Source organism: Cupriavidus sp. 05T313 (genome assembly GCF_056396665.1).
The window spans coordinates 1-14014 of sequence record NZ_JBFTLX010000006.1; the positions used below are offsets into that span (position 1 = coordinate 1).

At 65.6% G+C, this 14014-nt stretch carries 14 protein-coding genes; 9 read left to right on the forward strand and 5 right to left on the reverse strand.

Translation table 11 applies throughout. From position 1 onward, the window contains the following. Nucleotides 1–393 precede the first annotated feature (393 nt). Together AC1DKD_RS02330 and AC1DKD_RS02335 are read right to left on the reverse strand one after the other, a co-directional pair. Nucleotides 394–1269, reverse strand: coding sequence for a TauD/TfdA dioxygenase family protein (locus AC1DKD_RS02330; protein ID WP_477142886.1), 876 nt, complete (start codon nt 1267–1269; stop codon nt 394–396). Between the two features lie 34 nt (nt 1270–1303). After that, a complete protein-coding gene (locus AC1DKD_RS02335; RefSeq protein ID WP_441628302.1) occupies nt 1304–2278 on the reverse strand; it encodes a Bug family tripartite tricarboxylate transporter substrate binding protein in 975 nt (324 codons plus the stop codon). 107 nt (nt 2279–2385) lie between these two features. Between AC1DKD_RS02335 and AC1DKD_RS02340 the strand changes: the two genes are divergently transcribed. Both AC1DKD_RS02340 and AC1DKD_RS02345 read left to right on the forward strand, forming a co-directional pair. Beyond that, nucleotides 2386–3033, forward strand: a complete 648-nt coding sequence (locus tag AC1DKD_RS02340; protein ID WP_441628304.1) for an IclR family transcriptional regulator — start codon at nt 2386–2388, stop codon at nt 3031–3033. A 45-nt stretch (nt 3034–3078) separates the two neighbouring features. Continuing rightward, nucleotides 3079–3834, forward strand: a complete 756-nt coding sequence (locus AC1DKD_RS02345; protein ID WP_441628306.1) for a DeoR/GlpR family DNA-binding transcription regulator — start codon at nt 3079–3081, stop codon at nt 3832–3834. A gap of 10 nt (nt 3835–3844) precedes the next feature. Here AC1DKD_RS02345 and AC1DKD_RS02350 read toward each other — a convergent pair whose 3' ends face one another. Further along, entirely contained in the window at nt 3845–4495 is a 651-nt protein-coding gene (locus AC1DKD_RS02350) for a HugZ family pyridoxamine 5'-phosphate oxidase (protein ID WP_441628308.1), read from the reverse strand. Between the two features lie 367 nt (nt 4496–4862). Between AC1DKD_RS02350 and gdhA the strand changes: the two genes are divergently transcribed. Next, nucleotides 4863–6206, forward strand: coding sequence for an NADP-specific glutamate dehydrogenase (gene gdhA / locus AC1DKD_RS02355; RefSeq protein ID WP_477142887.1), 1344 nt, complete (start codon nt 4863–4865; stop codon nt 6204–6206). Nucleotides 6207–6367: 161 nt separating this feature from the next. On the opposite strand, the gene AC1DKD_RS02360 is transcribed toward gdhA, so the two are convergent. Beyond that, nucleotides 6368–6562 carry a hypothetical protein gene (locus AC1DKD_RS02360; protein WP_441628312.1) on the reverse strand — a complete coding sequence of 65 codons (195 nt, stop codon included), beginning with the start codon at nt 6560–6562 and terminating at the stop codon, nt 6368–6370. Between AC1DKD_RS02360 and AC1DKD_RS02365 the strand changes: the two genes are divergently transcribed. Both AC1DKD_RS02365 and pip read left to right on the forward strand, forming a co-directional pair. Continuing rightward, entirely contained in the window at nt 6561–7892 is a 1332-nt protein-coding gene (locus AC1DKD_RS02365; protein WP_477142888.1) for an aminotransferase-like domain-containing protein, read from the forward strand. The two genes, AC1DKD_RS02360 and AC1DKD_RS02365, sit on opposite strands and share 2 nt — an antisense overlap. Before the next feature lie 245 nt (nt 7893–8137). Beyond that, nucleotides 8138–9097 (forward strand): prolyl aminopeptidase, encoded by a 960-nt coding sequence (gene pip / locus AC1DKD_RS02370; RefSeq protein WP_441628316.1) that lies wholly within the window; start codon nt 8138–8140, stop codon nt 9095–9097. A gap of 62 nt (nt 9098–9159) precedes the next feature. Here pip and AC1DKD_RS02375 read toward each other — a convergent pair whose 3' ends face one another. Further along, nucleotides 9160–10077, reverse strand: a complete 918-nt coding sequence (locus tag AC1DKD_RS02375; protein WP_441628318.1) for a sterol desaturase family protein — start codon at nt 10075–10077, stop codon at nt 9160–9162. Nucleotides 10078–10395: 318 nt separating this feature from the next. On the opposite strand from AC1DKD_RS02375, the gene AC1DKD_RS02380 reads away from it, so the two are divergent. The 4 genes from AC1DKD_RS02380 (at nt 10396) to AC1DKD_RS02395 (ending at nt 13758) form a co-directional block, all read left to right on the forward strand. Further along, entirely contained in the window at nt 10396–11334 is a 939-nt protein-coding gene (locus AC1DKD_RS02380; RefSeq protein WP_441628320.1) for a hypothetical protein, read from the forward strand. 62 nt (nt 11335–11396) lie between these two features. Further along, entirely contained in the window at nt 11397–11690 is a 294-nt protein-coding gene (locus AC1DKD_RS02385; RefSeq protein ID WP_441628322.1) for an EF-hand domain-containing protein, read from the forward strand. A gap of 26 nt (nt 11691–11716) precedes the next feature. Then, nucleotides 11717–12430, forward strand: coding sequence for a response regulator (locus AC1DKD_RS02390; protein WP_441628324.1), 714 nt, complete (start codon nt 11717–11719; stop codon nt 12428–12430). Beyond that, nucleotides 12430–13758, forward strand: coding sequence for an ATP-binding protein (locus tag AC1DKD_RS02395; RefSeq protein ID WP_441628326.1), 1329 nt, complete (start codon nt 12430–12432; stop codon nt 13756–13758). The genes AC1DKD_RS02390 and AC1DKD_RS02395 overlap by 1 nt, the downstream gene beginning before the upstream one ends. The last annotated feature ends 256 nt before the right edge of the window (nt 13759–14014 follow it).

Here is a 14014-nt window from a genome sequence, read left to right on the forward strand (position 1 = left end):
CGGTAGGACATGCCAGCCGAAGCCACCGCCCGTACGACGGAATCAATGTCGCCGAATAGCCTGATGGCTCTGCCCCCGGCAGGGTCGGCTTTCTTTTCGTTAGTTTTCTTTGCCGAACGCAAAGAAAAGTGACCGGCGTCCCCCCGCAGGGGGGATGTCGTATTCCTTTGGGTGCAAAAACAAACACCGCTCAAAAAAGTAGCGAAAACCCCCAATAAAAGCCCCCAACAGCCAACCAACCTTTTCGTTAGTTTTCTTTGCCGCCGAACGCAAAGAAAAGTGACCGGCGTCCCCCCGCAGGGGGGATGTCGTATTCCTTTGGGTGCAAAAACCAACACCGCCCAAAAAAGTAGCGACAACCCCAAAAAAAAGCCCCCAACAGCCAACCAACCTTCACCCCCCCACCGCCAAAACCCGATCCCCAGCAATCGTAGTCCGATGCAACTCCCGATCAAACCCATCATAGTCATTCATCGCCAGATGCTGCGTACACCGGTTATCCCACACCGCCAACGCCCCCCGCGTCCACCGGAACCGGCAAGTAAACTCCGGCCGCACCGCATGGCAGTAAAGGAACTGCAGCAACGGCGCACTCTCCTCCTCGGTCATGCCKTCGAAACGCAGCGTATAGGTGCTATTGACATAGAGCGCCTTCTTCCCGGTGGCGGGGTGGATGCGCACCACCGGATGCATGACCTCGCTACTGGCGCGCTCGTCGGTGCGTACATCCATCTTGTGCGCGGGATCGCCATTGTTGACGACCGCGCCGCCGGCGCCGTATGAACGCACCGGGCTATGCACGGCACGCAGCTTGTCCAGAACCTGCTTCATGCCGTCCGACAGCGCATCGTAGGCGCGATACATATTGGTCCACATGGTGTCGCCCCCATAGGGCGGAATCACGCGGGCGTACAGCGCGGACCCCAGCGGCGGGATTTCCGCATAGCTCATGTCGGTGTGCCACAGCCCGCCAAAATTGCGTTTGGTCTGCTCGGTCCTGCCCTTCATCACCGGCAGGATCTCGGGATGCCCTTGCAGCGCGCGGATGAACGGCACTTCCAGCATATCGCCAAAGCGCGCGCTGAATGCCTTGTGCTGCTCGGGCGTCAGTTCCTGGTCGCGAAAGAAGATCACCAGGTTGTCGTGCAGCGCCGAGCGGATCTCGGCGAAGGTCTCGTCGGACAGCGGCCGGGCAAGGTCGACGCCGCGGATTTCCGCGCCGAGCGCGCCGGCAATGGGGTGGATATCGATAAGGCGGTATTGCGACATGGCTTGTCTCCTTGGTGGTGGATGGGTTGTGGCTTTACTGGACCGTGATATTCGCGCTGCGCACCAGCGTGCTCCACTTGCGCGATTCCGCTTCGATATAGCGGCCGAAAGCCTGCGGCCCGGCGCCGGAGACGATGCCGCCCATCTCGTCGAGCTTCTTGCGCACGTCGGGCATCTTCAGCACGGCCTCCAGTTCGGTGTCGAGCCGGGCGACGATGGCCTTGGGCGTGGCCGCCGGCACCAGTACGCCAAACCATCCGGCGATCTCGTAACCCCGCAGGCCGGCTTCCGCCATGGTGGGCACATCGGGCAGCTGCGCGGAGCGTTGGGCGCTGGTGATGGCCAGCGCGCGCAGCTTGCCCGCCTTCACCAGCGGCAGCGCGGAGGGCATGTTGTCGAACATCACCGGCACATGCCCGGCCATGGTGTCGTTCAGTCCCGGCGCGCTGCCCTTGTAGGGGATGTGGGTCATCTTCACGCCCGAGGTGGTGGCGAAGAGCTCACCCGCCAGGTGCAGCGAGGTGCCGGCGCCCGGCGTCGCGTAGCCCAGCGGGGCTGGCTGCCGCCTGCCGTAGTCGATCAGGTCGCGCACCGAATGCACCGGCAGCGCTGGATTGACCACCAGCAGGTTAGGCACCGCCATCAGCATGGTCACCGGGGCCAGGTCCTTGAGCGGGTTGTAGGGCAGGTCCGGATACAGCGAAGGGTTGATGGCGATGGGGCCGATATTGCCCATTACGATGGTGTAGCCATCGGCCGGTTGCTTGGCCACGTAGTCCGTGCCCACGTTGCCGCCGGCACCCGCCTTGTTTTCCACCACCACCGGCTGGCCGAGCCGCTCTCCCAGCTTCTGGCCGACGATGCGCGCGAGCATGTCGGTCGAGCCGCCGGGCGGATATGGCACGACCCATTTGATCGGCTTGGCTGGCCAGGCATCGGCGGCCTGTGCGGCCGGGGCCAGCAGCGCGAGGGCGAGGATGGACGCAAGTGCGGGGGCGATGGTCTTCATCTTGTCTCCTGTGTGAGCGGTGAGGCGCGGTGCTTGCCGCCGCCTTCTTTCTGCTTTAGTATGTTCACCTAATGAACGAAGCGTGCTCTAGGTGAACGAAATAGCGGATGAAGAATAATAGATCGATCCAGCGGTGTCTAGCGATCCTGCAAGCGTTCCGCCACAACGGCCGGCCAACGCTGGCGGAGCTATCGCGCGCGGTGGACCTGCCGCACCCCACCGTGCTGCGGTTCCTGCTGACCTTGGAAGAGGATGCGTATGTGGCGCGGGAAGGCAATCGCTGGCGTCTCACCACGCGTATCTTCGAGATCGGCTTTGCCGCGCTGGAAAGCCTGGGCGTCACCGATGCCGTGCAGGAGGGGCTGCAGAAACTGGCCGACGCCTACTCCGGCACGGCCAACCTTGGCGAGGCCAATCCGGAGGGCGTGATCATCATCGGCCGGGCGATGGCGCCGGCCGAGCGGCGCCGGCTGGTGGTCATGAACCTGCGGGTGGGCAGCGTGCTGCCGGCGGGCAGCGCGCTGGCGACGGCCTTGCCCTTGCCGCCCGGCGAGTGGAGCGTGCTGGCCTACCCGGAGAGCAATCAGGTATCGGTTGCGGTGCCTCTGCCGGCAGCTGGCTCGCGGACATTGTCGCTGGGCATTTCCACCTCGGCGGGCGAAGCCACGCCAGAGCGCATCCCCGCCGAGATCGTGCCCGCGTTGCAGCAGGCCGCGGCCAATATCAGCCGGCTGATCGGGCTGGCCCCGGTATGACGGGGTTAGAATCCACCTTTGTTTTTCCTATGCAGCGGAGTCCACGTGCTGGCTGAGCAGCGGCAAAAATTCATTCTCGACCAGCTCGCCGCCAGCGGCGCGCTGGCGATCAGCGAACTGGTGAGCGAACTCGATGTCTCGCGCGAGACCGTCCGCCGCGACCTCAATGCGCTGGCGGCGCGCGGCCTGCTGATCCTCACCCACGGCGGCGCGCTCACACCCGAGCGGGCCGAGCCCGACACCCAGACCCGCGCCGCGGTCAATGCCGAAGGCAAGCGCGCCATCGGCATGCGCGCGGCGGAGCTGGTGCCCGACGGCGCCTCGCTGATCCTCGACTACGGCACCACCACCCACACCGTGGCCCAGGCCCTGCATGGCCACCATAACCTGCTGGTCTACACCAACGACATCACCATCGCCATGCTGCTCGGACGGCGCAACGGCAATCGTGTAGTGGTGCTTGGCGGGGAACTGCAGGATAACGAGGACGCTACCCACGGCTGGGACACCATCGAACAGCTGTCGCGCTACCACGCCGACTTCGCCTTTATCGGCACCGGCGGCATCACCGCCGATGGCCAGATGAGCGATTTCTCGCGCTCGGCCGCCGAGTTGCGCAGCCGCATGCTGCTGGCCGCCAGCGTGGCCTGCGTGGTGGCCGATCACACCAAGTTCGGCCGCAACGCCGGCGTGCTGGTCAAGCATTTCGACAAGGCCGCCTACCTGATCTCCGATATGGCGCCGGAACCTGAACTGGCGGCGGCGCTGAAGGAACGCGGGCCGGTGCTGCGGATCGCCTGAACGGGCGCGCCTAGGTGAGGCCGGCCACAAGCCCGAGGGCTGCCTCTTCCATTGCCTCAAGCGGCATGGGCGCGGCGGGAAAGCCCCGGCGCTTGCGCAGCCCGGCAATTTCATAGTCGATGCCGTGGCAATCCACGCCCAGCACGCGAACGCCGGCCGGGGCGGCCAGGGACATCGCTTGCACGAGTCCAGCCTCGGTGTCCGGCGGCACCTGCGGCAATGCCCGCCATGCATCGTCCCCGATCCAGCCCATGCGCGCGACGCCGCCGATAAACCGGATGGTTTTCGGGCTGATGCGGAAGAAGTGGAAATCCAGGGCCAGCAGAGGCTCGGCAGCCGGTTCATAGCGCAGGTATCGCGCCAACTCGGCTGGCCCCGGCTCGAAGCGGGCCGCATCGCCTGCCAGCGTCAGCCGGCGCGCGTTCTGCACGTCCGTGGCGCCCGGTTGCAGCACGGACAGGCTCACTCGCGGATCGGCCAGCAGATTCCGGGTGTGCTCGGCCAGCGCGCTGACGCAGATAACGGGTGCGTTGGCGTGGTCGGCCACGAAGGGCACGACCGTGGCATAGGGGTAGCCGGGCAGGGCGGCAGCGTTGGTGGCCAGGGTGCCGTAGGCCGCCTCGTGGATAAGACTGACCGCCTGATCGATGGGAATTTCCACGCGCTTGAGCCTCGTCCGGGAGCAATCCGCCGATTGTACGGCGCGCGGCTTCCCGCTGCGATCCGCTCCATGTGGCCGTTGATCGCACAAAAATACATGCAAGCGGCCTTTATATGTCTCCTCATCAAAGGTGTTTTGACTGTCGTGCGTGGCCGCGCCAATGCTAAGCTTCGCCCCTGGCGATACATCCAGTCCCAATCCTGAATGTATTGACATGCTCCGGCGGCGGCTGCCGCCGGACTTTGCCGCGTTTGCGCGCCCGAGCCGTTCCGGGCGCACCGTGGCATCCCTCGGCACGCCCGCCGGACAGGTATCCGTGGCGGCCGTCTCCTGCCAAGCACCAGCACATCGAATCGAAGAGACACTTGTGACATCCGCTTCCCTTGAAACATTCCTGGCCGGCGTTGCCCGGCGCGACCCCGATCAGCCCGAATTCCTCCAGGCCGTGAAGGAAGTCATGATGACGCTGTGGCCCTTCGTCGAGCAGCATCCGCGCTACGGCGAGCAAGCGCTGCTGGAGCGGCTGGTGGAACCCGAGCGCGTGATCCAGTTCCGCGTGRCATGGACCGACGACCGCGGCCAGGTCCAGGTCAACCGCGGCTTCCGCGTGCAGCACAGCTCCGCCATCGGCCCCTACAAGGGCGGCATGCGCCTGCACCCCACCGTGAACCTCTCGGTGCTCAAGTTCCTCGGCTTCGAGCAGACCTTCAAGAACGCGCTGACCACGCTACCCATGGGCGGCGGCAAGGGCGGCTCCGACTTCGACCCCAAGGGCAAGTCCGACGGCGAAGTCATGCGCTTCTGCCAGGCCCTGATGACCGAGCTGTACCGCCACCTTGGCCCGGATACCGACGTGCCCGCCGGCGATATCGGCGTGGGCGCGCGCGAGGTGGGCTTCATGGCCGGCATGATGAAGAAACTGTCCAACAGCTCCGCCAGCGTCTTCACGGGCAAGGGCATGGCCTTCGGCGGCAGCCTGATGCGGCCCGAAGCCACCGGCTACGGCACGGTGTATTTCGCGCAGGAAATGCTCCATCGCCGGGGGCGCGGCTTCAGCGGCCTGCGCGTTCTGCTCTCCGGCTCGGGCAACGTGGCCCAGTACGCCGCCGAGAAAGCCATCGAACTCGGTGCCAAGGTACTCACGGTATCGGACTCCGGCGGCGTGCTGCACTACCCCAAGGGCATGAACAGCGAGCAACTCGCCGCGCTGATGGCCTTCAAGAACGAATCGCGCGGGCGCCTGGCCGATTTTGCCGCGCAGCAAGACCTGCACTTCGAAGCCGGCCGTACACCCTGGCACGTACCGGCTGACGTGGCGCTGCCCTGCGCCACGCAAAACGAGCTGGACGGCAACGATGCCGAACGCCTGCTCGCCAACGGCGTGTTCTGCGTGGCCGAAGGCGCCAACATGCCCTCCACGCTGGACGCCGTCGACCGCTTCCTCGCCGCGCGCATCCTCTACGCGCCGGGCAAGGCCAGCAACGCCGGCGGCGTCGCCACCTCGGGCCTGGAAATGTCGCAGAACGCCATGCGCCTGTCGTGGCACCATGCGGAGGTCGACGAGAAACTGCACGCCATCATGAAAGACATCCACGGCAACTGCATCCACTACGGGCAGAAGGCGGACGGGTATATCAATTACGTGGAAGGGGCCAACGTCGCCGGGTTTGTGAAGGTGGCGGACGCGATGCTGGCGCAGGGGGTGGTTTGAACGCGGGCTTCCGCGGGTAAGCCGGGGAGCCTGGTGGTAAGCGAAGCGGGATGGGCGGTGGTGCCATCCCGCTTTTTATTGGGTGTATCGCCGAATCGCAGGATGGGCAGCGTCACGCTGACGGCCAGGGCGGGTCCTCCCAAGTCGAGACGCCGTGCGCATTAGAGGAACGGCAAAATGTTCGCCATCGCGCGCGTCACGTAGGTCTCCTTTTCCCCCACTGGCGCGTTGAAACCTTCAAAGGTCAGGATGGCGATGTGCATGGGAGGCCTCGTGCGAGTGGAGACGTTGTATTGCGCCGTCGTGGAACCGATAATCAATACATTCAAATAATTGTCATGGATACGTTCAGGCATGCCTCAGCCCCGCTACAAGCAACTGGTCGACCGTCTCGCGGCCGATATCCGTGCGCGGCGGCTGCGTCCCGGGACGCAACTGCCAACGCACCGCGAGCTCGCGGCTCGCGAAGGACTGGCGCTGGTCACGGCCACGCGCGTCTACGCGGAGCTGCAAGCGATGGGGTTGGTGAGCGGGGAGACCGGTCGCGGCACGTTCGTCAAGGAGGCGCTCCCTCGCGGACAAGGCATTGACTTGCATGCCTGGAGCGCTGACACGGTGGACCTGAGCTTCAACTATCCCTCGTTGCCGGATCAGGCAGACCTTCTCCGTGCAGCGCTGCGCCAGCTCGCTGCCGCAGGCGATCTGGAGGCCCTGCTTCGATACCAGCCCCACGGCGGGCGCGAGCACGAGCGGGCGACCGTGGMGCGCCACCTGGCTAGCCGGGGGCTGGCGGCATCGGCCGAAACCGTATTGCTCGTGAGCGGCGCGCAGCACGGGCTGACGACAACCGCCATGGCCTTGCTCGAGCCCGGCGACGTGGTGGCCGTGGACGCGCTGACGTACCCGGGATTCAAGCTCGCCGCCGAAGTCAATCGGCTGGAACTCGCCCCAATTCCCGCCGCAGGACATGGCCCGGATCTGGACGCATTGGCGGCGCTGTGCAGGCGACGGCGCGTACGCGCCGTGTACGCGATGCCGACGCTCCATAACCCGCTCGGCTGGGTGATGAGCGCAAGGCGRCGYCGSGAACTGGTCGCCATSGCTCGKCRGCATGGACTGATGCTCATCGAGGACGCGGCCTACGCGTTCCTGGCGGAAGGCGCCCCACCGCCTTTGGCATCGCTGGCCCCGGAGACGACGGTCTATGTGTCCAGCTTCTCGAAGAGTGTCGCCACCGGGCTGCGCGTCGGCTTCGTCTGTGCCCCGCGCGAATGGGTTCCCAGGCTGGAACGGGCCATCCGGGCCACGACCTGGAACACCCCGGCAACCATGACGGCTATCGCCTGCGGCTGGATCGAGGACGGCACCGTGGCCAGGCTCGAAGCCGAAAAACGGCGGGATGCCACGCTGCGGCAGGGCCTTGCCACTGAAGTCCTGGGCGGGCTGAAAAGGATCAGCCATCCCGCGTCGTACTTCGTCTGGCTTCCTCTGCCACAGGAAGTTCGGGCAGACGCGATCGCGATGGCGTTGATGCGCGAGCATATTTCCGTGTCGACGGCCCATCCGTTCGCGACGGCAGCGCATGTGCCTCATGCCATCCGGTTGGCACTCGGCTCCGTCGACCTGTCCACGTTAAAGCAGTCCCTGGAAACGGTGGCCCGTGTTGTTGCCGATCAGGCCTACTGACCCACGGATGCGGCGATGAAATCCGACAGGCAGGATTCGCTGGCCAAATCTCTTCGGGAGGCTGTCTGGCAGGTTCCGCACCAGGCGGCCGGGAGCGGCCATTCGAGGCCGCTCCTGCAACCGTGCCGCGTAATCGTACGGGGCCGCGTTCGGTAGTCCGGCCGATGGGGTGTTTTCCCTGTGTCTTGCATGTTGCGGCAGGCGATACACTCTGGCATTTCGGACGCCTTGACCGGACCTGATCCATGCCAAAACTTCTCTCGCTCTATCCCGCTATCGAACCCTATGAAACCGGCACGGTGGATGTCGGTGACGGCCACGTGGTCTACTACGAACGCGTTGGAACGCCCGGCGCCAAGCCGGCGGTATTCCTGCATGGTGGTCCTGGTGGCGGCATATCGGCCGATCACCGCCGCCTGTTCGATCCGGCGCGCTACGACGTCATGCTGTTCGACCAGCGCGGCTGCGGCCGGTCCACGCCGCATGCGGAGCTGGAAGCCAATACCACGTGGCATCTGGTGGATGACATCGAGCGCCTGCGCAAGCTGGCCAACGCCGACCGCTGGCTGGTCTTTGGCGGCTCGTGGGGTTCGACGCTCGCGCTGGCCTATGCGCAGAAGTATCCGGAGCGGACCAGCGAACTGGTGCTGCGCGGGGTATATACCGTCTCCCAGGCGGAGCTGGATTGGTATTACCAATACGGCGTCTCGGAGGTGTTTCCCGAGAAATGGGCCCGATTCCAGGCTCCCGTTCCGGAAGCCGAACGCGGCAACATGATGGCCGCCTATCGCAAGCTGCTGACCGGCAGCGATATGGAGAAGCGGCTGGAGGCGGCCCGCGCGTGGAGTGTATGGGAGGGGGAGACGATCACGTTGCTGCCCGATCCGGCCAACAGCGCGAAGCATGCCGACAGTCATTTCGCGCTGGCGTTCGCGCGGTTGGAGAACCACTACTTCACGCATCGCTGCTGGCTGGAAGACGGGCAGTTGTTGCGCGACGCGCCTCGCCTTGCCGGCATTCCGGGTGTCATCGTGCACGGCCGCTACGACATGCCGTGCCCGGCTCGCTATGCCTATGCGCTGCACCAGGCGTGGCCGGATGCCGATCTGCATCTGATCGAAGGCGCCGGGCACGCATGGACCGAGCCCGGCATCCTTGATCAGCTGGTTGCCGCTACCGACAGGTTTGCGGCGGCGGGGGCATAGCCGGGCGCTGGCAGCCTTGGGGCGCGGAGGCTGGTAACTCGCCACGACCGCGCCGCTCCCTTTCAGTTGCTGCTCACGGAGACCGTGTGGCGTGCGTCGCAGTGCTGCCGGCGCAGATTCTCCGTGGTTTCGCCAGTGCCGTCCGCACGCCAGCCCGGCGGCATCATCACGTAGTTGATCGCGGTCCACACATTGCCCGCCGACGCGATATCCCGGGCGAGGCTGACCCAGTGTTCGAACTGGTTGACGAGCGGATTGCGCGAGTGCGTCGGCGTCACGAGGCCGTAGCGGCAAGGTTCGTCGGCGCGTTCTTCGATATAGGTGCCGAACAGGCGGTCGAACACGATCAGCACGCCACCGTAGTTCGCGTCGAGGTAGTCGACGTTCGACGCATGGTGCACCCGATGCGCGGACGGCGTGTTGAATACGTATTCGAGCCAGCCGAGCTTGGGCATCCACGTGTTGTGCAGCCAGAACTGGTACAGGAGGTTGAACATCAGCGTCGCGAGCACGACCTCCGGGCGCACGCCGAGCCAGACGAGCGGGGCGAAGAACATCGCCGTGCCGGTCAGCTTGCCGGTCCAGCCGAGCCGGTAAGCAGACGACAGCGTCAACTGGTTCGGCGAATGATGGACCGCATGTGTCGCCCAGAAGAACCGGATGCGATGCGAGGCGCGGTGGTACCAGTAGTAGCAGAACTCCTGGCCGACAAACAGCAGCAGTACCATCAGCGCGCTGTTGATCGAGACCGTGAAGAGGCGATGTTCCCAGACGAAAGAGAAGATCGGCGTCGCCAGCGAAAGCGGCAGCAGCGCGAACAACTTGCGGCCGGCGAGATCGGCCAGCGACAGCCATGTTTCACTCCAGTCGAACGGCGTGCCGCTGTTGCGGTGCTTTCGCGTGAGCACGCAGGCCTCGACCAGCGAGACGGCGACGATGAACAACGTGACATAGAGCGTGATTTTTCCGGTAGTAAGCATGATGAGCACAGGTAAGGTCGGGGGGAAGGCGCGCCGTCTGCGGGAATGACCGCCGTCGCGCCGGATGAGCCAACTCTAGTGGGCGGGCGCGGCCAGGAACAGGCGGAAAGTATTTCGCCCGATGTCACCGAATCGGTCCGCCAGCGGGGGAGGCTTGCGGGCGCGGCGGATGGCAATCGGCGCGCACCGTCTCTGCGGTCCGGTGTAACACCGCGACATTTTTTCCAAGGCGATTAACTGGCGATGTCGTCCTATAGTTCGTCCCGTTGCCACGCCGCGGTGCGTGACCTGACCCGAACCGAACCAGAAGGACATCCGATGAAACCCCGTTACCTCCTCACAGCGACCGCCTCGCTGATCTTCCTCGCCAGCACCCCGGCCTTCGCGGGCTGGTCCGGCCACGGCACGGCCTATACGCCGCACGGCGTCTATAACGGCGCGCACTATGGATCATGCGGAGGCGGAAGCTGCTCGCATGCCGGCGGCGTCGTCGGTCCCTACGGCGGGCTCGCGACAAACACCGGCACGGTGTCCCGTACGGCGCCGGGGCAGTTTTCGAACTCCGGCACGGCAACCGGACCGAACGGCCGATCGGTTCAGCACGCTGGCGACACCAGTTGCTCGGGCGGTACGTGCTCGCATACGGGCAACCTCACCGGGGCCAACGGACAGACCGCTTCCACGGCGGGCAGCGTGACACGCGATGCGCCGGGGCAGTACTCGTCATCCGGCACGATCACCGGTTCGAACGGCAACACCGTCAGCCACGCGGCATCGACCAGCTGCGCCGGCGCTACGTGCGACCGCTCGGGGACCGCGACCGGTGCTTACGGCGAAACCGTCACGCACTCGGGCTCCGCGACCCGCGTTGCGCCGGGTGTCGTGACGACCGCGGGCGGCACGACGGTCGTGCATGGCGGGACCGTGACGACTGGTGGCACGGTGACGACCGTAGGTGCCACGGTTGCGGTCGGTGCCGCGCCGGTGGTCATCGCGCCTGCGCCGGTGGCTTATGTGCCGCCTCCGCCGGTAGCGTATGTGCCGCCCCCGCCGGTGGTCTATGTGCCGCCGCCCCCGCCGCCGAAGACGGTCTACGTCGCCCCGCCGCCGCCCAGGGTGGTGTACGTCGCGCCGCCGCTGCCGCCGAAGGTTGTGTACGCGCCGCGTCCCGTCTACGTGACGCGGGCGCCAGCTCCTGCGGTAATGGTGCCGGGACACTGGGTCGGCCGCGTCTGGGTGCCCGCGCACTGGGCGTGACCGCAGTATCGGATCGATCACCCACGCCGCCGGCGAGGGTCGGCTAAACCACGGAGAAAGCCATGAAGAAGATGATCGCGATGCTTATTTTGTGTATTGTTTCAGCAGGTGCGTCCGCCCAGAGCGTCGCGCCGCCCGCAGGAAACAGCGCAAGGGTTGAGCGTGCGATGCAGCAATTGCAGACGCGCTTCGCCACTGCCAACACGACGCACGACGGCAAGCTGACCCGAGACCAGGCAGCGGCCGGCATGCCGATGGTCGCCAGCCGCTTCGACGAAATCGACACGCAGCGGGCCGGCTACGTCACGTTGCCGCAGATCGAGCAATACCTGAGTCAGAAAATGATGGCCCGCTGATTCCCGGCCATCGCCGGAGACGCGCCATGGAGCAGGTGAACAGGATTATCGTGCTCGATGATGAAGCCGAGTTGCGCAACATGCTGCAGCGGTTCCTGACCGGGCACGGTTTCCAGGTGCGCGTGATCGCCGACGGCAAGCAGCTCGACCGCTATCTGCAACGCGAGCCATACGACCTGCTGGTGCTGGACCTGATGATGGAGCCGGAAGACGGCCTGACCATCTGCCGCCGGCTGCGCGCCACGGGACAGACGCTGCCGATCCTGATGCTGACCGCGAAGGGCGATCCGGTCGACAGGGTGGCCGGGCTCGAGACCGGCGCCGACGACTATCTCGCCAAGCCGTTCGTGCCGGACGAACTGGTGGCACGGATCCGCGCACTGCTGCGCCGCCAGAAAATGGCGGCGGGCGATCCGACCGTGACCTCGCAGACCCTGCGCTTCGGCGAATTCGAGTTCGATGTCGGCAAGCAGGCGCTGCTGCGCCGCGGCGAACCGGTCGAGGTGCATTCCGCGCAGATGCTGCTGCTGCATGCGCTGGGCTCGTCGCCGAACCGGGCGGTGAGCCGCGATAACCTGCTTGCGCGGGCCCGCGGCCGCGATCACGACGCGCTCGACCGCAGCATCGACGTACAGATCCTGCGGCTGCGCCAGATCGTCGAAGACGATCCTTCCAAGCCGCGCTTCATCAAGACCGTGTGGGGTGTCGGCTACATGCTGGTGGCCGGCATCGAGTCGTAATGCGGCTCGCGCTGCCCCGTTCGCTGCTCGCGCGCAACATCGCCTTGCTGGTGGGGCTGGTCATGCTCACGCAGGTCTGTTCGCTCATTGTCTTGCTGCATTTCGTGCAGCGCCCGCACATCGAACGCGCGGCGAACATCTTTTCCGATTACGTGAAGCTGCTCGACGGCGTGTTTGCCGCCATGCCGCCCGATGAGGGCCGCGCGGCAGCCGCGCGGCTCGGTGGGCAGGCGCAGCCGCCGGAGCATGTGGTACAGGATCCGCACCCCAGTCCGATCCGTATTTTTCGTACGTATCAGCGCGACGTCTTCGTCGATGCATTGCAACGCTATCTGCCCCCGGACATGCCGGTGCGATGGCAGACGGGCGACGGGGAGCGGCTATGGATTCGCGTGCACGTCGCCGGCACGCCCAGCTGGATCGCCTTGCCGGTGGCCGAAGACGCACAGGCGAGCGGCATCACCGCCGCGCTCGTGCTTTCAGTGGCCTTCGCGTTGCTCGCGGCGCTGACGGGCTATCTGATCCAGCTGCATATCAACCGTCCGCTGCAGGACCTGGCGCGGGCCGCGCGTCACCTCAGCGCCGGCGAAGCCCCGGTGCCGCTGCCCACCGACGGACCGACGGAAATCGCCCAGGTAAGCAGCGCGTTCAACCAGATGACGCAGGCATTGCAGCAGGCCGATGCGACGCGCACGCTGATGCTGGCCGGCGTGTCGCACGACATCCGCACGCCGCTGACCAAGCTGCGTCTCGCGATGGCGATGGCGATTCCGCGCGGCGCCGACGAACCCTTCGTGGCATCGGTGGAAGGCTATCTCGATCAGATCGACACGATCCTTCAGCAGTTCATGGACTACGCGGGCAGCGGCGAACGCGAGGTGCCGGAGCCTGGCGATCTCAATGCGCTCGTCAGTCAGCTGGCGGCGGATTTTGCGGGGCTCGGGCATGAATTCGAGCTGTCGCTCGGCGACATACCGGCGATTTCGTTCAGGCCGGTGAGCCTGATGCGCCTGCTGATGAACCTGATGCAGAACGCGGTCGTCTACGGCCGAACCGGCCTTTTCATCCATACCTGGGCCGAAGGCAAGTCGGCGTATGTGGCCGTATGCGACCGGGGCAGCGGCCTCGGCGCGGAGGAGCTTGAGCAGCTCAAGGCACCCTTCAGCCGCGGCAGGAACGCGCGCGGCCATTCGGGCGGCACCGGCCTCGGGCTCGCGATCGTCGAACGCATCGCGCGCCTGCACGGCGGCTCACTGCAGTTCCGTGCACGCGACGGTGGCGGTCTCGAAGCGGTCGTGGCATTGCCGCTTGACCGGCATTTCGCGTAAGGCCGAGCTCACGCATCCACGCATCGACGCAGCCATGCGTCCCATATGCCCGAGCGCAAGGCAAGGGTGACATCGGGCGACATAATTGCCGCATGGCGGGCGTAGCCGGTTTCTCCCATACTGGCTTCAGCGGGTTGCGGCTGACTCCGATAGCCAATGAGCCGCACCCTGGCAGGCGTGATCTCCGATGGCTTGTGATCCTGCGGATCGAATGATTGTCGGCGACATTCTTACGGCTTTACGGCTTTACGGCAAT